This window comes from Aquabacterium sp. NJ1 (assembly GCF_000768065.1).
Lineage (GTDB): Bacteria > Pseudomonadota > Gammaproteobacteria > Burkholderiales > Burkholderiaceae_C > Aquabacterium.
In genome coordinates this window covers 2,825,383-2,846,935 of the sequence record NZ_JRKM01000001.1, presented here as the reverse complement: position 1 = coordinate 2,846,935, position 21,553 = coordinate 2,825,383, and the positions used below count along the sequence as shown (strand labels likewise).

The following is a 21,553-nucleotide window of genomic DNA, read 5'->3' as shown; positions in this document are numbered from 1 at the left end:
CCCGACTCGCATAAATGATCACACTACATGGTGCCCGATACAGTTGAAAAAAGTCATCTGCACAGCCCGTGTAATTGAATTAGGGATAGGCAGATAGAGGCTGTTTGTGGCCAGATGAGAAACTGACATATTTCTATCTCAGGAGTTCCTATGCAATTCAAAATCGCTTCCAAGCGCCTGGCAGTGGCGCTCGCACTGACGGTTGCCGGTCTGGCTCAGGCTGCTTCTTTCAGCAATGCGGTCGACGTGTCGTTGTTGGCACCCGGAGGGACCACCGATGGCGTCACCCTCAATGCCACGCCGCTTGCCCTTCAGCAGTCGGTCAGCCCCTCCGGGCAGATTCTGCCCGGCGACGGGACGGACATCGGTGGGTTCATGCTGCCGCTAGAGTCGGTTACGCTCAGCGGCACCAGCATTCTGGTGAGCATTGCGCAGGGCGCCAGCAACGGCACCACCGGTTATCTGGGGGCTGGCGGTCAGCATGCCAGCTATGTCTTTGACAACCTGAACGTAGCGGGTTCGGTGATCACCGGCGTCACCTACACACCATTCGACAATTTTGGTGCCAGCGGCTTTGTCGGGGTGTCCAACCTGGCAACGCTGAGCAGCCACAATTTCATTCGCCTGGCCTCCAGCCACAGCGTGGTGATGGACCTCGATGAAATCCAGTTTGCAGATCGTGGTCAGGGTGACTCCAATAATTTCGCCAACTTCCGCATCAACGTCCAGACGGCTCCCGTACCAGAGCCTGCTGTCAGCGCATTGGTGCTTGCAGGGTTGATGGCCCTGGGGCTGACACGCAAACTGCGCCAGTCCTGAGGCAGGAGCGCGTCATGGGGACACCCTTTCTGGGCGAAATCCGTCAAACCAGTTTTGGGTTTGCGCCCAAGGGCTGGGCCTTGTGCAATGGACAGTTGCTGCCGATCTCGCAGAATCAGGCGCTGTTTGCCATTCTGGGCACAACATACGGAGGCAATGGTCAGACCACCTTTGCCTTGCCTGACCTGCGTGGTCGCAGCCCGGCTCACGCCGGTGGAACCATGACGCTGGGAGAAAGCGTCGGTGCTGAGGCTCATACGCTGACAGTCAACGAAATCCCTGCGCATGCTCATGGCCTGCAAGGTAGCACCGACCTGGCCAACAACACCTCGCCGGAGGGCAACTTGCTCGCAGCCAAGGGGCGAGGTGGCAAGGACATCTATGCGCCAGGGGCCTCGACCCTCCAGCCCATGAGCCCGCAAGCGATCGCGCCAAGCGGCGCCAGCCAGCCGCACGAAAACATGCAGCCGTTTCTGACGCTCAACTTCATCATTGCCCTGACCGGCATCTTTCCCTCACGCAACTGAGTACGGAGACCTCATGGCTGAACCCTATGTTGGCGAGATACGCTTGTTTGCGGGTAATTTCGCTCCTGTTGGCTGGTCTTTCTGTGACGGCAGCATGTTGTCGATCGCTGAAAATGAGGTGTTGTTCAATCTGATAGGCACCACTTATGGCGGAGACGGTCAAACGACCTTTGCGCTGCCCGACATGCGTGGTCGCGTGCCCTTGCACCAGGGCACAGGGTTGAATTTGAGCCCGCGCGTGATGGGGCAGTCAGCGGGGGTGGAGCAGGTCACCCTGACCCCGAGCCAGATGCCCAGCCACAACCACGTGCTCAATGCCACGACGACGCCCGCCAGCACGGCCAATGGCGTGGCCGGCAGCCTCACCGGCGCGGCCGCGAGCACCAACTTCTACGGCAGCACGCCCGGTGGCGGTGCCCTGGCGCCCCAGGCCCTGATGGCCACCGGCGGCAACCAGCCGCACAACAACATGGCGCCCTTCCTGGGCCTGAACTTCATCATCTCCTTGTTCGGCATCTTCCCGTCACAAGGCTGAAAGGACTCCAGATGAGTGATGCTTTTGTCGGCGAGATCAGGCTGTTTGCAGGCAACTTTGCCCCGACTGGCTGGGCCTTGTGCAACGGGCAGTTGCTGCCCATCTCCCAGAACACAGCCTTGTTTTCTCTTCTGGGCACCACGTATGGCGGCGACGGCAAGAGCACCTTCGCCTTGCCCAATCTGCAAGGCCGGATGCCGCTAGGGGCCGGTAGTGGCCCTGGACTGACGTCGCGCGATCTGGGTGAGGCGAGCGGCGAAGCCCAACATACCTTGACGCTGTCCGAGATGCCCCAGCATAACCACGCCGTGCAAAGCGCAGTTGCACCGGACAGCAAACAACCCAGCCCTCAATCCATGTGGGCGCGCAGCAGCGACAACACCGCGCTGTATCACGCGCAGGGCAACGCAGCCCCGATGGCCGGCACCGCGGTGCAGGGCAATGGTGCAGGCTGGGCGCACAACAACCAGCATCCCGCGCTGGTGCTCAACTTCATCATCGCGATGCAAGGGATCTACCCGCCTCGCCAGTGATGATGAAGGAAGACGCCAGCCTGATCACGCAGCTGCTGTCGTCTCTGACGGGCGACTGGCGCTGCACCCGGGCCACGCAGGCCGATCAGGCCGTGTTGCGCGAGGTGTTTGCCAGCACGCGCCAGATCGAACTGAGCCTGCTGCCACCCGACCAGGTGCAGCGCGACGTGTTCATCGCCGTGCAGATGCAAGCCCAGCGCCGCTCGGTGGCCGCGCATTACCCGGGCGCTGTGGAACTGCTGATCCACCATCAAGGCCAGGTCGCCGGCCGCTTGTGGCTGCATGAAGACGAGGCCGGGGTGCGTGTGCTGGACATCACCGTGCTGCCCGCCTTCCAGCGTCAAGGCGGGGCGCGCACCTGCCTGCACACCCTGCTGCATCTGGCCGATGCGATGGGCCGCGCCACCCACCTGCACGTGATGATCGACAACCCCGTGCGCCATTGGTATGCCCGCCTGGGCTTTGACACCCAGGGCGCGGCAGGCCTCTACCAGGCCATGACCCGACTACCGACTGTTGTGATGGAGACCCAACATGAACAAGCGTGACTTTCTCGTCCATGGCGGGGGTGTGCTGCTGAGCGGCGCCACCATGGGCGCAGCCTGGGCGGCACGGGCCCCGGCCAATGCCACCCCATATGAAGGCGCCCTCACCACAATGCCCCAGCTCGCCCGATGGCAGACGCTGCAAGGCCTGCGCTTTGACTGCCGCACCACACTGGGCCGGCCCGTGGCACTGATGTTGAGCGATGTCATCGAAAGCGCACACGCTGCGCCGCACACTGGCATCGAGCAGTTCACCTTGTCTTTCGAAGGCCCCCGGGCGCTGCCTTTGCGGCCCGGCCTGTACACGCTGCAGCACGCGCAGACCGGCGATGTGGCCATGTACCTGGAGCCCGTCAGGCACGGTGAACACATCAGCTACGCCGCCCACTTCAGCCTGCTGACCTGAGCGAGCCCAACTCAGAGGATGACCCATGCCCACCTTGAGCGCCGCCCTTCGCGCCGAATACCAGCAGCTGTTTGACACCTGCCAGATCAACCCTGACGTCGCGTCCGTGGTGAACAAGCAGGCCAGCCAGATCATGGGCAGCGAAGCCCGTTACCGCGGTGTGGCCGACCCCATCGGCGTGCCCTGGTATGTGGTGGGGGTGATCCATGCCATGGAGGCGGGGCTGGACTTCAAATGCCATCTGCACAATGGCGACCCGCTGACCCGGCGCACCGTCAACGTGCCCGCGGGGCGGCCCAAGACCGGCCAGCCGCCCTTCAGCTGGGAAGACAGCGCCAACGACGCCCTCGCGTTCGACCGCTACCCGCAGTGGACGGACTGGAGCATCCCCGGCATCCTGTTCAAGTGGGAGTCGTACAACGGCTGGGGCTACCGCACCTACCACCCCGAGGTGAAGTCGCCCTACCTGTGGGCCAGCACCAACCAGTACAAGTGCGGCAAGTATGTGAAGGACGGTCTCTGGTCGCCCACCGCCGTGTCCAAACAGATCGGGGCCGCGGCCTTGTTGCGCCGACTCGCCGAAAAGGGTGCGGTGGACGCGGCCTCGCACACGACGCAACCCAAGCTGGCCGATGCCATTGCCGGGCCGGGTGCGGCGCTGCGCTACAACCCCAAGGTGGTGGCCCCCGGCGGCATCGCCTTGCAGCACTTCCTCAACCAGTTCCCCGGCGTCTTCCTGCGCGAAGACGGCAAGCTGGGTGACCTGACATCTGCCGCCTACAAACAGGTGTTCGGCCACTACCTGCTGGGTGACCCACGCGCCGCCTGAGCCCGCCATGCCCACAGACCACACGCCCACCGGCCACGCCCCCAGTGCACATGAGGAAGTCAGCCGGGCCCGGGCCCGGCGTACGGCACTGGGCATTGTTCGCCCCGAAGCGCCGCACCCTGAGCGCGGCGACGAGGCCACCTGGGATGCGCCCACGCCTGCGCCGGCTTCACACGCGCCCGGTGCGCAATGGGCCCTGGCCCTGTCGGGCGGCGGCATCCGCAGCGCCACCTTCTGCCTGGGCGTGCTGCAGGCCCTGGCCAAGACCGAAGACCCGGCCGGTGCCCAGCCCGCTCAGCCGCGCTGGCCCTTGCTGGCGCAGTTCGACTTCTTGAGCACGGTCAGTGGCGGGGGCTACATCGGTGGTTTCTTCAGCAGCCTGTTCGTGCGCGGGCGCCTGTCAGGCACGCACCATGAAACGGCGCTGGAGACGACGCAACGCGCCTATGAAGCCCTGAAGGAAGAACCGCCCGGTCGCATCCACCGCAGCAGCCAGTACGAGCCCCGGCACCCGGGCCGCACGGCGCTGGCCTGGCTGCGCGACAACGGCCGCTACATGGCGCCCAGTGGCACCGGCGACCTGTTCTACGGCATCACCATTGCCGTGCGCAACTGGTTTGCCACGCAGTATGTGGTGGCCTCGGTGCTGCTCGTCGTGCTGGCCTTGCTCCAGGCCGTGCGCTGGGCGCTGGCCACCTACTGGCTGCCCTTCAATGACCTGGAGGCGCAACTGCTCAACCAGGCCCAAGGCAGCGACACCCTGATCTGGTGGAGCCCCACCTGGGCCCTGTGCGGCGTGGTCTTGCTGCTGGCGGGGCTCCCGCTGGGCATGGCCTACTGGTACTCGCACCCGACACCGGGACGCACGGGTGCCATGCGCATCGTCAACCGGCTCAATGTGATGAGTTCGCGTGAACAAGGCAACCGCGCCGGCGATGCCGAGTTGCACGACCACCTGGCCTCGCCGCCGCAGTACTGGAGCTGGGCTTCCGTGCTGGGCCTGCTGCTCGGCGTGGTGCTGCTGGGGCTGGCCGGCGTGGTGAAGCAGGGCCATTCCTCATGGCCACCTCTCGCCGCCGTGCTGCTCGTACTGGGTGCGAGCACGGTCTTGTCGATTGGCTGGTACATGGTCTCGACGCGGCGCGCGCGCCATTCGCCGCAAGGCTCCATCTCGCTGCAACGCGTGCTGCTGACCCGCTGGCTGAGCACCAGCCTCATGGTGGCGCTGGCCGTGGCGGCGCTGGCCGGCGTCGAGACGATCGCGCAGACGGCCTGGCTGTGGCTGTCCTACAAGCACGCGGCGCTGGTATCGGCCTTGATGGCGGGCCTGGTGTGGCTGCTCAAGGCCGGCGCGCAACAGCTGGGTGACGAGCAGAAAGCCGGCAAGGGCGGGCTGCTCCAGAAGCTGCCCGTGCCCTTGATCGCTGGCGCGGTGGGTGGCCTGTTGTGGCTGACCCTGGCTGCTTCGCTGGACATCGCCCTGCTCAAGGTCACCTGGCCGAACGGGCAGGTCAACCCCAATGTGTTCTGGAACGCCGCGCTGGCGCGCCAGGCCATGGTGTATGCACTGGGCGCCCTGGGCCTGTTCAGCTTGATGGCCGTGGTGGTGGGGCGCTTCCCTGGTTTCCTGAACCTGTCCACGCTGCAAAGCCTCTACAGCTCGCGCATCACGCGCGCTTACCTGGGTGCCACCAACCATACCCGCTTTGCGCCGGATGCCGGGCACGAAGCCCGGGACGTGGCCGAGCCCATCAAGGGCGACAGCCTGTCCACCGCCGAGATCCACCGCAACCCGCTGGCACCCATCCACTACGTCAATGTGTGCGTCAACCAGAGCGTGAGCCCCGGTGAGCAACTGGTGCAGCGTGACCGCAAGGGCAAGCCCCTGGTGGTGGCGCCCGGTGGCATCTACATGGACCAGGATGCCTACCCGCTGGGCAATGGCAGCGACGAGTCCGAGCTGGCCTTCCCCCTGTCGTTTGGTGAATGGCTGGGCGTGTCGGGCGCGGCGTTTTCAACCGGGCTGGGGCGGGGCACCGATCTGGGCATCTCGCTGGCGATGGGTTTTGCCAATGTGCGCCTGGGCCGCTGGTGGAAGGGCCTGCCGCCCACGCCCGCCATGCAGGAGAGCGGGTGGCGCAAGGCCTTCCCCACCCAGACCTACCTGTTCGACGAACTGCGTGGCCTGTTCTATGGCGACCACCGGCCCTACCAGTACCTGTCGGACGGCGGGCACTTCGAGAACCTGGCCATCTACGAGTTGCTGCGCACCGATCGCCCCAGGCAGGTTCGCCTGATCGTGGTGGCCGACTGCGGCTGCGACCCGGACTACCAGTTCGAAGACCTGGCCAACCTCACGCGTCTGGTGCGCATCGACCATGGGCTGGAGATCCGCGTGCACAAACGCGCGCATGGCGAGGCCCTGCTCAACCAGGTGTTTGCGCGCCCCGAAGACTTCAAGCGCGGCGCCGATGGCCAGCTGCCCGAACGCAGTGGCCGTTGCGCCATCCTGCTGGACGTGCTGGGGACCGAGCGCAGTGCGGATCGCGGTGTGGCGCCGGGCGCCCTGTTTGCCCGCATCATCCTGATCAAGCCCACGCTGCTGGCCCATGTGGGGGTGGACATCGAGCAGTACCACGACACGCACGCGCGCTTCCCGCAAGAGACCACGATGGACCAGTTCTTCGACGAAGCCCAGTGGGAGAGCTACCGGCAGCTGGGCCTGCGCATCGGCCAGCGCGTGTTCACGGCCGATGGCATGGCGGGCTACCCGGAAAAGCTCTGGCAGGTGGTGATGGACGGGCTGCCCGGCTGAAGCCGGCTCAGCGCGGTTCAGGGCGGATCAGGGCGCTTCTTCCACCGCCAGCTCACGCGAATCCGCCCGGCCCTGATCGTCCACCACGCGCAGCGTGTAGCGCCGGGGCTGAGGTGGCACCCAGCTCACGGACTCACCAGGCAACACGCGCGCAATCAAGGCGTCATCGGCAAACCAGTACAAGGCCTTGACGCCGGCCGCGCCATCGGCCCGCAAGGTCAGGGCTTGTGGGTGGCTGGCCCGCAGCACATAACTCACCCCGCGCAAGGGCGAGGTGATGCTGGGGGCACTGCCTGCAGCGGCATTCGGGTCATCACCCTGGCAGCCGTTGACGGGCGCCTGGCGCCGCGGCAAGCCGGCCTGCCTGAACAGGCGCCGCATGTCGCTGCCCCATTGCTCGATCAGGATCTGCTTGGCGTGGGGCTGTTGCTCGGGATGCGGGCCGCACAAGGCCTGGCCGGTGCGCTCGTCCACCCACACGGCCTTGTGCAGCGTGCTCTGGAGGATGGGCGACTTGCCGGCAATGAACCAGGTCTTGCTACGCACCGGGCACAAGGCATCGGGCAGGCCGCCGGTGTCGGTGCAGACCTCGACCTCGCGCAAGTTGGGGCTGATACGGTGCGCCGTCTCACCCGGGTCCAGGCCCTCGGCACGCAAGGCATCCACGATGCGCAGGAACAGCGGGGCAGCGGCCTGGATGCCGATGTAGGCGGGGTTGCTGGCGCCATCGAAGCGCCCGATCCACACCACCAGCACATGGCGGCCGAACACACCGGCTGTCCAGGCATCCCGAAAGCCCCATGAGGTGCCGGTCTTCCAGGCGATGGCGGGGCGAGCGGGCAGGCCGCTGTCGGGGCGGGGTGACTGGCGCAGCATGTCCAGCGTGATGAAGGCGGCTTCGGGGCTCAAGACCTGCAAGAGCTCCTGTTTGCGCAGGGCGGCGTCGTGCTCGGCGGCTTGTTCCGTGGTGTAGGCCAGCGGGCGCATCAAGCCGTCATTGGGCAGCAAGGCGTACAGGCGGGCCAGCTCTTCCATGGTCACTTCGCCGCCGCCGAGCACCAAGGCCAGGCCGTAGTGCGACTCGCTTTCGAGCTTGCTGATCTGGTTGAGCTGCAAGAAGCCATACAGATTGGGCTTGCTCAACTTGGCAGCCACGGCCACGGCGGGGATGTTGCGGCTGCGGATCAGCGCATCCTGCGCGCTCAAAGGCCCCACGAACTGGCCGTCGAAGTTTTCGGGTGTGAACGGCCCAAAGGAGGTGGGCGCGTCCTTGAGCATGGTGCGCGGGTGCAGCAGGCCCTGGTCCAGCGCCAGCGCGTAGATGAAGGGCTTGAGCGTGGAGCCCGGCGAGCGTTTGGCCAGTGTGCCGTTGACCTGGCCTTCGATGGCCGCATCGCGGTAGTCGGCCGAGCCGACCATGGCGCGCACCTCCATGGTCTGCGCGTCCACCAGCATGGCGCTGGCATTGCGGATGCCGATGTCCTCGTGCGAACGGATGTAGGCCTTGATGACCCGCTCGACCGTGCGTTGCATGCGCAGGTCCGCGGTGGTGTGGACCTCGGTGACGCCGCTGGCCGTCTGGGCCAGCAGCATGTCGGTGAGGTGCGGGGCCAGGAAAGGCAGGCTGGCTCGGCCTTGGGCGGGCAGGGCCAGCAGGGCTTCGGGCGCGTGCGGGCGTGCATCCTGCGGGTGCAGTTGCTGCCAGATGCCCCACAAGCGGTCGCGGGCGCCTTGCAGCGCTGCATTGCGCCCGCGGCTGGCCACGCGCTTGACCGGGTTCTGCGGGATGACGGCCAGCGTCAGGGCCTCGGGCATGGTGAGCGCCTGGGCCGATTTGTGGAAGTAGATGAGGCTGGCGGCCTCGACGCCTTCGATGTTGGCGCCATAGGGCGCGGTGTTGAGGTAGGCCTCCAGGATCTCGTCCTTGCTGTAGCGGGCTTCGAGCCACAGCGCGGCGGCGATCTGCCGCAGCTTGCCCGGCACATGGCGCGTGTCCAGCCGGTACAGGCGGCGCGCCAGTTGCATCGTCAAGGTGGAGCCGCCTTCGCGGCGTGCACCGGTGAAGGTGCGCCAGGTGCTGCGCAGCAAGGCCGCCGGGTTGACGCCGGGGTGCCAGCGAAAACGCCGGTCTTCGTACAGCAGCACGCTGTCCACCAGGATGGGCGAGATGCGCTGCAAGGGCACCCACAAGCGGTATTGCTGATCGGGGGCCAGCGTCAGGCGCATGAGCGTGCCGTCGCGGGCCAGCACGGCCACCGAGCCGCCGACCTGCTGGCTCAAGGGCTCATGCGGCCACCAGCGCAGGCCGGCCAGCAAGGCCAGCATGGCCAGCGCCCAGGACCAGATGGGGTGCCTGGCCCACCGGCGCATGCCACGCAGACCGTGCAGACCGCGCAACCCGTGCAGAAACCTCAAACGATCCACATCCGGCCCTCGTACTGCGCCCACCCCATCCTGCCTGGCACCTTACTTGGGCGCCACCGGCTTGACGGTGAAACGGCCCCCCGCCGAGCGGGCAAACAGCCGGCGCTCGTACATGGCTTCACCATAGGCGGCCGGCATCGTGAACTCACCGGTGTTGGTGGCTCGGGCCTTGTAGCTGATCTCCATCATCGACTTGTTGACCGTGCCAAAGAACAGCACGCGGTCCTCACGGATGTCGGCGAAGTCCAGACTCCAGTTGCCGCTGCCGCCCAGCCGGCGACGCCACAGCGGCTCGTCGGTCTGCTCGGTGGCGTCCACCGGGTTCTGCACGGGCTCCAGGCCACCGGGCAGCACGTCCACCAGAGCGACCTGCGGGATGCTGGCACGGTCCAGGCTGCGCACGCGCACGCGCACGGTCACCTCGTCACCCAGGCGGGCTTCGGTGATGACCTGCCCCTTGTCGTTGAGCACCTCGTGGATGATCTCCATGCCCTGGCTCAAGGGCTTGTCGGGCACACCACGCTCGAAGCCGGACTCGGCCCAGGCGTAGAACAAGGGCAGGCTGCCACCGGTGCTGAGCTTGAGTTTGGCACTGCCCTGCGGCACCGTGGTGCGGGCCATGGGCTGCAGCTCACCCAGGGTGAGGGGCTGGGCCACACCTTGTGCATTGAGCGCGCTGACCTTGATCTGGCCCTTGGCTGATTGCGCCGCTGCGCTGGCATAGGCATCCACCGCCCAGATCGTGCTGGCCGAGGAGGCGCTGTTGTACCAGCCGGCGCGGATCATGCGGGCCAGCACTTCCCAGGTGTCGGTCGGCAAGCTGCCCAGACGCTTGGGGAAGTGGCGGGCCACCAGGTAAATCAGCGTGCTGTCATGCACCAGCGGGTCGTAGTAACCGTCCCAGACCTGGCGCGACTGGCGGGTCTTCATGCGCTCGAGCAACTCGTTCCAGACGGGGTCCAGCAACTCGTTGGCGGCCGCATCCTGCTTGAGCAACTGGTAGCTGGCCGCCAGGTACACGGCACCCAGGTCCTTGTTGAGGCGGGCGTCCGAGCCCCACTTGGCACGCAGGCCTTCACGCAGATTGGCCAGCGCCGCCGGCACCAGCACGCCCTGGCGGGTCAGCAGGTAGGCACTCTGGGCGCGGCCACGCCAGGCCCAGCTGTAGTTGCCGCCACCGGAACCAAGCTGGCCCTGCAGGTAATCAGAGGCCTTGCTCAGCATGTCGGCCGGCACCGCCAGCTTGCGCTCGCGGGCCTCCAGCAGCACCTGCATGGCCTGCACCGTCGCGTACACATCCGAGCCGCTGCCCGGCCAGGCGCCCATGCCGCCGTCGCCGTTCTGGCGCGACCGCAGCTGCGTCAGGTAATTGCGCCAGCTCTTTTGCGGGTCAATGGCCGCCACTTCGGCGGCAGAGCGGCCACGCGCCACTTCCTTGGCCAGCTCGGGGCGGCTGAGCATCAACACGGCCGGCACGGTGCGGCTGGAGATCTGCTCGGTGCAGCCATAGGGGTATTGCTCCAGGTACTGCATGAGCCCCGAGGCAAAGGCCCAGGGCGAGGCCGACACGGCCAGCTCGCTGTGCGCCAGCTGCGGGTAGACCGTGGCTTTCGACTTGAGCTCGCCACTGCCCACCAGGGTGCCGCTTTGCACCAGGGTGACATGGGCCGAGGCCGGGCGCACGCTCACATCCGTGCTCAAGCGGGCGTTGCTGCCACCGCGCTGCGCCGTGAAGATCACGCTGGCCGAACCCAGCTGCGCCTGGGCATCGGCACGCGCGCGGACGCGGAACACGGTGGACGCTTCATCACGCTCGCTGATGTTGAGCGTGCGGCTGCTGTCGCCCACCACCTCCAGGCCACCGTTGACCGCCAGGTTGAGCTTGATGGCCGCGTTCTTGCCGGAGCCGGCGATGTTGTTGGCCAGGCCCACGCCCACCTCCACCACGTCGCCCGGGCTGATGGCCAGCGGCACATTGGGCAGCAGGATCAGGTCACCACGCACCGTGGCCTTGGTGGTGGCCACAGCGGCCGCGTCGTCGTTGACGGCCACGGCGATCACCCGCAAGGCGCCATTGAAGCTTTCCGGCACCGTGTAGCTGAACTCGCGGCTGCCTTGCACATCGACCAGGCCGGACCAGTACGCCACCGGCTTGTCGCGCTTGCGCTTGAAGGGGTTGAGGTGCTTGCCCAAGGCGCCTTCGCCGTCACCACCGGGGGCTGCGCCCTGCATGAGCTTCTTGAACTCGGGCAGGATCAGGTCGAGCGTCTGCAAGGTTGAAACCTCCAGGGCACGCTTGTCGAAGAAGTGCTTGAGTGGGTCGGGGTTGTTGTAGCGGGCCACCTGCAGGATGCCCTCGTCCACCGCGAACACGAAGGCCTTGGTCGGCTTGTCCGATTGCAGGGTCATCTTCAGGGTCTCGCCCGGCTTGAGCAACTCGTTGCTGCTGAGCTTGATGTTGGCCGTGCGCTTGGCCAGGCTGGTGGCAAACGGCACCACGCCATAACTCAAGGGGCTGGTGTAGATCTCGTCAGAGGCCGGGTCGCGGATGAAATGCACGCTCACATAACCATTGCCCTCGAAGTCCTTGGGCAGGGTGATCTTCTGCACCGACGCGGTCTTGTCGGTCTTGAACCAGGTGTGCGTGTAGACCTTGTCGCGCTCGATGGTGATCAGGCCGGCGCCGGTGTAGGGCGCCTGGATGCTCAGCTCGATGTCTTCACCGGGGTTGTAGTCCTTCTTGTTGAGCTTGATCTGCAGCTCGGCGTTGCGGTCCAGCGAGCGGCTGAGGTTGGCCGCACCGGCCACGCTGTACTCGACACGCGCCAGCACCAGGCCGTTTTCATCACGGAGCTGGTAGGCGAAGTTGCCCGGCGTGGCCGTGTTCAGGCGCAGCTTGTTGCCCTTGGCCCCAATGGCATAGGGCAGCTCTTCCAGCGTCACGTCCTTGGCGCGGGACTCATAACGGTACAGCCCGCTGCCTTGCTTGACCAGCACGGACAAGGTGCGGTGCTCCAGGCGCACCAGCTTCAGGCCCGAGACGGCCATGAGCTTGACACGCGGGTCGATGGCAATCACGTCCACATCGCGCACGGCGTTGCGGGTCACGTAGCTCAGGTCCGCCTGGGCCTTGGTGCCCACGAGATACGGGCGGTCGCTGACCAGCGTGCGCACCTCCGCGGCCACGCTGCGGCCGCCTTCCGGCTCGAAGGCCTTGACCAGCACATGCGCCTGGTAGGTGGCCGACTCGAAGCGCTCCAGGCGCAGATCGAAGGTGGCCGCACCCTGGGCGTCACTCTCCTGATCGCCGAGTTCGTCCACATGGGTCTGGCGCGCGCTCAGGTCGTCATAGAAGCTGTAGTCCGGGTAGGCGCGGAAGGAGGGGTAGGCCGGCCGCAAGGTCAGCGTGCCGCTCACGCGACGGTGCTGTGCCGGCGTGCCAAACAGGTTCTGCACCGACACCATGGCCTTGAGGCCATCCGGGCTCACCCAGCCGTCTGCCGATTCGCTCGACAACTTGGCCGTGACCTTGGTGCGATCCGGCAGGAACTCCTGCACCTTCACCGAGGTGCTGCCCAGCTGCAGCGCGGGCACCTCGGGCGCACCGGGGCTGCTTTGCCTGGGCAGGCTCAGGTTGATGCTGTAGTTGCCCGTCGGTGAGCTGTCTTGCGTGGTGTGGGCCAGTTCGGCCACCCCGCCGGCGTCCAGCTTGATCACTTCACGGCGCACCACCATGCCGCGCGCATCGACCACCTCGGCCTCCACGGGCATGTCCTTGAGCGAGGTGGCCCAGTTGCCGGCCTTGACGATGATGCCGATGTGCAGGGTGTCACCGGGGCGGTAAATGCCGCGGTCACTGAACAGGTAGGCCGTCATCTGATTGGGCACACCGGCGCTCTGGATGCCGCCGACGTCAAAGCGGGACACGTCGAGGTTGCGGTCATGGCGGTTGAAGGGCAGGAAGCTCAGGTCGCCCTCCTTGCGCACCACCAGCATCACCGGCGTCTTTTCACGCTGGAAGCCCGCCAGATTGGGTACGCGGACATGGCCCGTGGCATCCGTGGTCTGGCTCACGAGGACCAGGCCGTTGCGGCCCCAGACCTCGACCGTGGCCTGCCCCACGGGCAAACCGGTGCTGATGGATTGCACGTACACGTCGCGCGAACCGTCGATGGTGCGCTTGGCCAGCAGCCCAAGGTCGGTGACCAGCACCAGGCGCTTGTCCTCCATGGACTCGGGGTTAGGCATGTCGCTGCCTTCGGCACCTTCGCCTTCATAACGACCGCCGTAGCTGCCCTCGTCTTGCTGCTGGTCGCTTTGATCAACCACCGGGGCGTTCGTGTCGTTCTTGGGGTCGTAGCCCTTGACCGTCAACAGGAAGATGCCCCGGCGCTCGCCGCCATCGGTCTTGAGGTACTCGCCAAAATCCACGGTTTCGTAGTGCGAGCGACCGGGTTTGAGCTTGAGCGGGATCTTGCGCTCGAAGCGTTCGGCCAGGTGGTCGGGCGTGACGCCCTGGTAGAAGTTGGGCTTGCTGAAATCGCCCGAGGACTGGCTCATCAGCATGTGCAACTGCTGCGGCAGCATGCGCGCGATCTCCACCTGCACGCCGGGCAGGTCCCGCACGAGGATGGGCAGCTTCTTGTCACCCGACAGGGCGAGCAGCGAGCCCTGGCTGACGATGCTCAGCTCCGGCGCAAAGGTCTTGAGCTGCATGACATCGGCGCGCTCGGTGCCCAGCAGGTAGCCACCGGGGGTCTTGAGGCCTTTGGCCACCTTCACGTAGATGAAGCGGCCGCCTTCGGCCTGCGGCATGCGGAAGGACAGGCCCTCGCTGACCTCGCGCTCGCCCGCGATGGGCTCGAGCTTGAGGGGCGTGGCACGCTGCAGCACGGCCGGCGTCACCTCATTGGGGTCACTCCAGACCGTGGGCTCGCCGCCCGGCTTGTCGGATTCGGGCAGCACCCAGGCGCTGACCACGCGCGCCAGTTCGCGCTCGTGCACGGCCATGCTGGTGCCCACGTGCAGCACGTGCTCGGGGTCACCCGTCTGGTTGCTCACCACGCTGGCGCTGATGTCGGCGATGGCCAGGCTGTACAGCCCCGGCACATCCACGGACTGCACCACGTCCTTGTCGGTGCCTGGGCCACCGCGCTGTGCGGTCACGCCAGCCGCCACCGTCAGGCGCATGGACTGGGTCTGATCCGGAATGGGCAGGGGCTCGGACATGACCGTGGCCTGCAGCTTGAACTTGTCGTAGCTGACCACGAACTTGCGGCTCGCCGCCTGGCCGATGCCCAGGAAGGGCTTGTCGGGGTCGCCCAAGTCCAGACGCAGGTTGGCTTCCAGCTTCTGCGTGTTGACGGGGTGGCTGAAGCGCAGCTGGTAGACCACCCGGCGCAGGTTCACCTGGACCGGGTCCTGGTAGAACTCGCCGCTGTCGACCGTGATCTCGAACGCGGGCGCACTGAAACTGAACTCACGCTCCTTGAGCTTGACGTTGGCCGCCAGCGCCTTGCGGCCCAGCTTGACGGTGTAGCGCTGCCCGACGGGCCAGTCCTCCTTGGGCTGGAAGCTGAGGTGATCGGCGTCGGACCAGGTCCATTGGCCCGCGGCGGGCGGGTCCATCTCGATGTCGGTGGCCGGCTTGCCGACCTTGATCAAGGGGGCCGCGTGGCCGGAGAAGCTGACCACCAGCGGCTCGGGCGGCAGTTGGTCCTCGATGCGCGTGCGGCTGGGCTCGTGCACCTTGAAGCTGAGTTCGGCCGTGGCGCCCTGGTCGGGAATCAGGCCCTGCCACCAGCGCTTGAGCAAGGGGAGGTTGAACCAGATGGCCGCACCCAAGGCCAGCAGGATGAGCACCTGTGCGCCGTGCCAGCGGCACCAGTTGAGCACCGCCGCCAGGGCCCGGCCCACCAGACGCAACCAGGCCGGCGCACGCCACTCGCCCAAGGCAAACTGCAATGCCGCACGCAGCACCAACAGCAAGGGCCCTGCCACACGCGCCAACGCCGTCGCGCAAGCACCCCACAACGCACCGATCTTCTGGTTCACGACGGTCAACATGACCCATCTCCCTGTTCATTTTCTGTGGCCTGTTTGCAGGCCATCCGCTATGGTGCCTGATCTTTGGCGGCCGGCGCCCGTCTACACAGTGGCCTCACCCGTATAGGGGAGAGGCCACCGGGTCGCATTCAGGCGTCCATCGCAGCGGGCGGCAGCCGGTCATCCCGCCCGCGCATCTGGCCGACCAGCTCATACCAGTCCAGCTTGCGGGTGCTGATCATCACCACCGCCAGCACCACAAACAGCAGCACGGAGCCAAGCATCAGGGCGCGCTGCTCCATCTGCAGCAGGGCGTAGAGCGTGCCAAACAGGCCGGCGATGCCGCCCCCAAAGCCCAGGCCCGCCCGCCAGCCTTGCAGCACGAAGCTGCCATAGAAGGCCAGCAAGACGGTGCAGGCCAGGCTGGCCGCGGCATAGGCATAAGCAAACAGCATGTGTTCCGACAAGCTCACCAGCAGCAGGAAGAACACCGCCAGCGCTGCGCCCACCAGCAGGTACTGGATCGGGTGCACACGCAGTTGGCGCAAGACCTCGACCAGGCCCACGCCCACGAAAGTCAGCACGATGAACAGCAGGCCGTACTTGGTGGCCCGGTCGCTCAGGACATAAGGGTTGACCGGGTCCATGAAGTCCACGCCGAAGGACTCGATACAGCCTGTCTGTTTGATCTCACCGTTGTCACCTCGGGTGGCGTAGGTCTGGTCCCCGCCGCTCATGCTGGGGCACAAGGGCGCGTCCTTGACCCATTCCTGCTGGGCGGTGCTGGCCAGCGACGTGACCTTCCAGGTGGCGTCAAAGCCTTGTTCGCCGATCTGCCGTTCGCTGGGCAAGAAGCGCCCACCAAAGGAAGGATGGGGCCAGTCAGCTCGCATGTGCACCAGGGTGGTGTTGGCCACCGGTGCCAGCGACAAGGCCTGGGTGCCCACCAGTTCCAGCGTCAGTTGAACGGACACCGCACCTGTACCGGGCCAGCTGTCGCCCTCCAGGCGAGCCTGGAAGCCACGAGGCTGATGCGCCAGGCCGCTGCCTGGCTGCACCGGCACCAGCTGGCCATTGGCCATCAACTCGGCCACGCGGATGCCGCGTGCATCGCTCAGCGCCACCGACAGGACCGGGGCCTCGCAGGTCACCTTGCCCGAGGCGTTCTGCGGCCGCACGGTCAGCAAGGCCGCGTCACTCCATTGCGCGGCGATCTGGGATTTCATGCCGTAGCCATTGACCTTGAACATGCCGCGGTAACGCGGTGTCATGTCCACCTGGGCATCCAGCTTGAGCTGGTTGGCCGGCAGCCTGACGCTGTAGGTCTTGCTGTCCATGATGGGCCTGGGCTCGGGGCCTGCCGTCTGGCCCGCCACCCAGGTCTCCGTGCAGGTACGGGTCAGCACCGGCCCCATCAGGGTCTGGCTTTCGGCCAGGCTGTTGGCCACGCTGCGCTGCGCTTCGTTCTGGCGCTGCTGGCGCTCGTGCACGATGGACTGCACCGACCACAGCGCCCACAGCAGGCCCAGCACGACGGCGGCCAGCGCCATCGCCTTGCTCAAGAGGGGAAATTTCATCTTCAGGCTCCCGTTGGAAATGTCAACGGGGCCACTGTGCTCACGCCTTGTGAGGCCTTGATGAGCTGTGTGAAGTGGGTGTGAAGTCGGGGCTGGGCCACCACAGTTGCACACACAGGCCTGGCTCGGCCGGCTCGATGTGCAGGCGCCCACCGTGCAGGGCCATGATCTGGCGCACGATGGCCAGCCCCAGGCCGGAGCCCTTGCGCAGGACTTCACCTTGCTGCGCGGGGCGGGCCGTGGAATAGAAACGCTCACCCAGACGCGCCAGGGCAAAGTCAGGCACACCAGGGCCATGGTCGCGGATCTGCAGCATCGCCTGACCTGTGGTCATGGACAGCGTGATCACGATGCGGCCCCCTCTGGGCGAAAACGCCACCGCGTTGTCCAGCAGGTTGTTGATGGCCATGTCCAGCAGGTCCGGCTCACCTTTGACCATGACCGGGTCACCCAGCTCCAGGTCCAGCTGAATCTGGCGTTGTTGCAGCCGGGGCCGCATGCCTTCCACCACGCGCCGAACGCAGTCACGCAGATCCAGCCGCACCTGGTGATCCAGGCTGTGGCGGTGCTCCAGCTTGGACAGCTCCAGCAGCCGCTCGACCAGTTCACGCAGGCGGTCTGCCTGGTCCTTGATCTGGCTGGTGAAGCGCTGCCGGTCGGCATCGGGCAGCGCATCCTGCAGCAGCTCGGCGGCGCCTTCGATGGCGGTCAAGGGGCTCTTGAGCTCATGCGTCAAGGCGCGCACCAGTTGCTCGACATGCTCGTGGCCATCCAGCCGATCACGCATGGCCTCCATGGCCAGGGCCAGTTCACCCAGCTCACCCGACAAGACCGGCGGCGGTTGCCGCTGGCCGAACTGCACGTGCTGGGCATAGTGGCGCAAGCGCCGCACGGACCAGACGATCCAGCCCGTCACCAGCACGCCCACGGCCAGCGAGGCACCCAGCAACCACAGGCCCTTGACGAGGATGTCGCGCTCGGCCCGGTCCACGAACTTCTGCACCGCGCTCATTGGCTTGGCCACGGTGAGCACGCCCAGGATGCGCTCGCCTTGCTTGACGGGCGCCGCCACATACATCACGGCCGAGCTGTCGTCCTTGAGCACGTAGCGGGTGGCCCGGGCACCATATTGACCTGACAAGGTTCGCGCCACATCCCGCCATTGCGAGTAGTCCTGCCCGACCGCGTTGCCCCCTTGCGGCAAGCCCGTGTCGAACACCACCCGGCCCTGCTCGTTGGTGACGTACACGCGGTAATCCAGCGAGCGCTTGCTCAGGCCCCAGATTTGCGCGTCGATGGGGCGCGCCGCGTAATCCAGCACGCGCCGGGCAAAACGGCTTTGCTGCAGATCGCCCGTGGGCGGCATGGCGGCCAGGTCGTCCTGCGCCAGCTCGGCCAGGATGTTGGCCGTGTCGACCATCATGTCTTCCATGACCTCGCGCACGCTGGGCCGCACCTCGAACACGAAGACACGCATCACGAAGAAGGCCGCGATGCCCGTGATCAGGAAGAAGCCCAGCAGGAGACGCAGGCCGAGCTTCACAGCAGCGCGGGGTCCAGGGCGTAGCCCAGGCCTCGGTGGGTAACGATGAGGTCGGTGTGCGCGCCGGCATCACGCAGTTTGGCGCGCAGCGTCTTGATGTGGGTATCCACCGTGCGGTCGGTGCTGTCGGCGTCCTGCCCCCAGACGGCGTCCAGCAAGGCCTCGCGCGGCCAGACACGGCCGGGCGACTTCAAGAGCAGCATCAGCAGGCCCAGCTCACGGCGGGTCAGCGCCAGCCACTGCTCGCCGTAGCGGATGCGCTGGCCGGGCTCGTCACAGACCAGGCGTGGCCCGGCCGCTGCCGCGGGCACCGCCGGCACAGCTTGTGATGCCGTGAGTCTGGCGCGGCGCAGCAAGGCCCGCACCCGCGCGCACAGCTCACGGGGGCTGAAGGGTTTGGTGAGGTAGTCGTCGGCGCCCAGCTCCAGGCCCAGCACACGGTCGATCTCTTCGCTGCGCGCGGTCAGCATCAGCACCGGCAAAGCCGCCTGTGGCCCGCCCGCCTGCCGCAAGGCCTGGCAGAGATCCAGGCCATTGCCATCGGGCAGCCCCACGTCCAGGATGGCTGCGGCGAAAGCAAGTTCGCCCGGCATGAGCTGGCTGCGCGCCTGGCTCACCAGCATCACGTGCTCGACATCGAAGCCCTCACGGGTCAAGGCATACACCACGGTCTGCGCGATGGCCGGATCGTCTTCCAGCAGCAGCAGACGCGGGCGCACAGGCAGGCTGTCCATCACTCAAGCCGGCAGCAGCCCATCCGCCTTGAGCAGGCTTTCCAGGCACTGCTCGTGGATGCCGTAGAAGGCCTTGATGTCGCGGATCTGGTTGATGACCTCGTCGGGCGACTTGGCCTTGGCGCGCTTGACGGCCAGGATCATCTTGTTCTTGTTGGTGTGTTCCAGCGAGATGAACTCGAAGACCTGGGTGTCGTAACCCGCCGCGTCCAGCAGCAAGGCACGCAGGCCATCGGTCAGCATCTCGGCCTCCTGGCCCAGGTGGATGCCGTGCTGCAGGATGGGGCGCAGCGGGTGCGGGCTCAACAGCTGCGGGCGGATCTGCTTGTGGCAGCAGGGCGAGCACATGATGATCTCGGCGCCGGCGCGGATGCCCAGGTGGATGGCGTAGTCGGTGGCCACGTCGCAGGCGTGCAGGGCGATCATGACGTTGAGTGCGGCGGGGTGGTAGTCGCGCACGTCGCCTTGCTCGTAGTCCATGCCGTCAAGCTTCAGCTTGCCGATCACGCGCTGGCAGAGCTGGACCAACTCGTCGCGCAGTTCAACCCCGGTCACGCGGGCATCGCGGCCCATGCTGTGGCGCAACCAGTCGTGGATGGCAAAGGTCAGGTAACCCTTGCCGGAGCCGAAATCCACCACGTGGATTTCTTGCTGATCGGCCAGGGGTGAGCGCGCCAGTGCCGCGGCGAACACCTCGACGAACTTGTTGATCTGCTTCCACTTGCGCGACATGGCCGGGATCAGCTGGCCATTGGCATCGGTGACGCCCAGCTCGTGCAGGAAGGGGCGCGAGAGTTCGAGGAAGCGGTGCTTGTCGCGGTTGTGGCCGGCGCTGGTCGTATCCACAGGCGCCGACACGACAGCGGCCGAACCCGGGCGCCCTGCTGCAGCCGCCTCCGCACGCGCTTGCGCGGCTTCGGCGTTCGATGGTTTGCCCACGCGCACGCTGGCCTTGCCCTTCTTGCTGAAGGCCAGCTGCACCTCCTCGGTGGGCGTGTGCAGGTGGGCGTTGCGGAACGACCGGGCCTGAGCCCAGGCCATCACCTGCTGGATGCCGTTGGCCAGCGGCAGGTTCCTGGTGATGTCCTTGGTGGGGTAGCGCAGCACCAGCGACAGGTGAGGCGCGCCCTTGAGCTGCACCGGGCGTGCCAGCACGCGCTGGAGATCCGGCCCGAGCTGGGCGTCGTCACCCTGGTAGTTGGCCAGCACCAGCTTGTCGCAGCGCCCTTGCGCCAGCGCCTGGGTCAGCAGATCAGCAAAGCGCGACAGGGGCGCGGCGTTGGCCTCGTCCAGCGACATCCTCAGCCCTTGGTCTGCTCACCACCACCCTGGCCACGCGGGCCACCCTCACGGCGCCCCCCTTCACGTGGCGCGCCTTCGCGGGGGCCGCCTGCGCGGCGTTGATCGCCACGGGGGGCATCACCTCGCGGCTGGCCTTCACGGCGGGGGCCCTGGCCTTCGCGACGCGGGCCACCGTTGCCGGGGCGGCCGGGCTGTCCACCCGGTCGGCCTTGGCCTTCACGGCGGCCGTGCTCGGGGCGCCCACCATGGCCATGGTGCGGGCGTTGCGGCCTTTGCGCGTCTTCCAGTGCTTCGGCACGGGCCTGGGCCAGCAGGCCTTCCAGGGCCTCAGGTGCCACGCCTTTGAGGGCGCAGAAGTTGGCCGTGGTCAGCTTGGTGGTTTCGAAATCACGCAGCAACGAAGCGCGGTTGCGGCGCTCGGCCTGATCCTGCTCACGCCTGGCGTTGGTGAGGGTCCGGCGGCGGGCCAGCTCATCGGCGGCCACCTTGCGGTGCTCTTCGGTCAGTTCGCCTGCTGGTTGGCCGTCCAGGTCAAAGCGCTGCACGCCTTTGGAGACGGCAATCAGGTAAGACGTGGCACCGGTGTAGCGGCGGAAGAAGGCCGACAGGGCCTGCTTGCTGAACACGCCGGGGGCGCGCTCCTGGATGTCGACCTGGATGCGCAGCTTCAGCGGCTTGGGCTGGCCCTTGAACAGGGCGGGAAACAGCTCGGCCAGGCGGGCGGCCGTGGCCGCAGGCGTTTCGGCAGGCTTGTCGGCCGCACCAGCCGAACCGGGCTGCTGAGCCGCGTCAACGGGCGAGGCCACGCCATCGGCCACCGCAGGCGCAGTGAGGGCTTCGGGCGTGGTGGGTACAGCAGCTTGGTCGGCGGGCGCCGGGGAGGTCGAGGACATGAGTCAGGCGTGTGAAAACGGTAAGC

Annotated in this window: 15 protein-coding genes; 8 read left to right on the top strand and 7 right to left on the bottom strand. The window is 66.6% G+C overall.

Annotated features, from left to right (window positions below):
* Positions 1-150: 150 nt before the first annotated feature.
* Genes JY96_RS12140 through JY96_RS12100 form a run of 8 tightly spaced genes read left to right on the top strand, consistent with a single transcriptional unit; the run spans position 151 to position 7,009 of the window.
* The gene (locus JY96_RS12140; protein ID WP_035037744.1) at positions 151-819 is read left to right on the top strand and encodes a PEP-CTERM sorting domain-containing protein; all 669 of its coding nucleotides are present in this window, start codon (positions 151-153) and stop codon (positions 817-819) included.
* A gap of 14 nt (positions 820-833) precedes the next feature.
* A complete protein-coding gene (locus JY96_RS12135) occupies positions 834-1,346 on the top strand; it encodes a phage tail protein (protein WP_035037743.1) in 513 nt (170 codons plus the stop codon).
* Positions 1,347-1,359: 13 nt separating this feature from the next.
* On the top strand, positions 1,360-1,881 hold the full coding sequence (locus tag JY96_RS12130; protein WP_035037741.1) for a phage tail protein: 522 nt from the start codon (positions 1,360-1,362) through the stop codon (positions 1,879-1,881).
* A gap of 11 nt (positions 1,882-1,892) precedes the next feature.
* Positions 1,893-2,414, top strand: a complete 522-nt coding sequence (locus JY96_RS12125; RefSeq protein WP_035037740.1) for a phage tail protein — start codon at positions 1,893-1,895, stop codon at positions 2,412-2,414.
* The gene (locus JY96_RS22275; protein ID WP_052162455.1) at positions 2,414-2,962 is read left to right on the top strand and encodes a GNAT family N-acetyltransferase; all 549 of its coding nucleotides are present in this window, start codon (positions 2,414-2,416) and stop codon (positions 2,960-2,962) included. The genes JY96_RS12125 and JY96_RS22275 overlap by 1 nt, the downstream gene beginning before the upstream one ends.
* Positions 2,949-3,365, top strand: coding sequence for a hypothetical protein (locus tag JY96_RS12110; protein WP_035037738.1), 417 nt, complete (start codon positions 2,949-2,951; stop codon positions 3,363-3,365). Before JY96_RS22275 ends, JY96_RS12110 begins: the two co-directional genes overlap by 14 nt.
* Positions 3,366-3,390: 25 nt before the next feature.
* Positions 3,391-4,194: a hypothetical protein gene (locus tag JY96_RS12105; RefSeq protein WP_035037735.1), complete on the top strand. Its 804-nt coding sequence runs from the start codon at positions 3,391-3,393 to the stop codon at positions 4,192-4,194.
* Positions 4,195-4,201: 7 nt separating this feature from the next.
* Positions 4,202-7,009, top strand: coding sequence for a hypothetical protein (locus JY96_RS12100; protein WP_152606480.1), 2,808 nt, complete (start codon positions 4,202-4,204; stop codon positions 7,007-7,009).
* A 27-nt stretch (positions 7,010-7,036) separates the two neighbouring features.
* Here the strand turns inward: JY96_RS12100 and pbpC are convergent, their stop codons facing one another.
* From pbpC to JY96_RS22270, 7 genes are all read right to left on the bottom strand, one after another.
* The gene (gene pbpC, locus JY96_RS12095; protein ID WP_235333910.1) at positions 7,037-9,424 is read right to left on the bottom strand and encodes a penicillin-binding protein 1C; all 2,388 of its coding nucleotides are present in this window, start codon (positions 9,422-9,424) and stop codon (positions 7,037-7,039) included.
* 51 nt (positions 9,425-9,475) lie between these two features.
* Complete coding sequence (locus JY96_RS12090) at positions 9,476-15,499, bottom strand: alpha-2-macroglobulin (RefSeq protein WP_035037733.1); 6,024 nt, start codon at positions 15,497-15,499, stop codon at positions 9,476-9,478.
* 128 nt (positions 15,500-15,627) lie between these two features.
* Positions 15,628-17,055, bottom strand: coding sequence for a cell envelope integrity protein CreD (gene creD, locus JY96_RS12085; RefSeq protein WP_052162453.1), 1,428 nt, complete (start codon positions 17,053-17,055; stop codon positions 15,628-15,630).
* A gap of 40 nt (positions 17,056-17,095) precedes the next feature.
* Positions 17,096-18,598, bottom strand: coding sequence for a two-component system sensor histidine kinase CreC (creC, locus tag JY96_RS12080; RefSeq protein WP_052162452.1), 1,503 nt, complete (start codon positions 18,596-18,598; stop codon positions 17,096-17,098).
* Positions 18,595-19,332 (bottom strand): two-component system response regulator CreB, encoded by a 738-nt coding sequence (gene creB, locus JY96_RS12075; RefSeq protein ID WP_035037730.1) that lies wholly within the window; start codon positions 19,330-19,332, stop codon positions 18,595-18,597. The genes creC and creB overlap by 4 nt, the downstream gene beginning before the upstream one ends.
* Before the next feature lie 3 nt (positions 19,333-19,335).
* Complete coding sequence (locus JY96_RS12070) at positions 19,336-20,631, bottom strand: SAM-dependent methyltransferase (RefSeq protein WP_035037728.1); 1,296 nt, start codon at positions 20,629-20,631, stop codon at positions 19,336-19,338.
* Positions 20,632-20,633: 2 nt separating this feature from the next.
* Positions 20,634-21,527, bottom strand: coding sequence for a ProQ/FINO family protein (locus JY96_RS22270; RefSeq protein ID WP_081961215.1), 894 nt, complete (start codon positions 21,525-21,527; stop codon positions 20,634-20,636).
* Between the last annotated feature and the right edge of the window lie 26 nt (positions 21,528-21,553).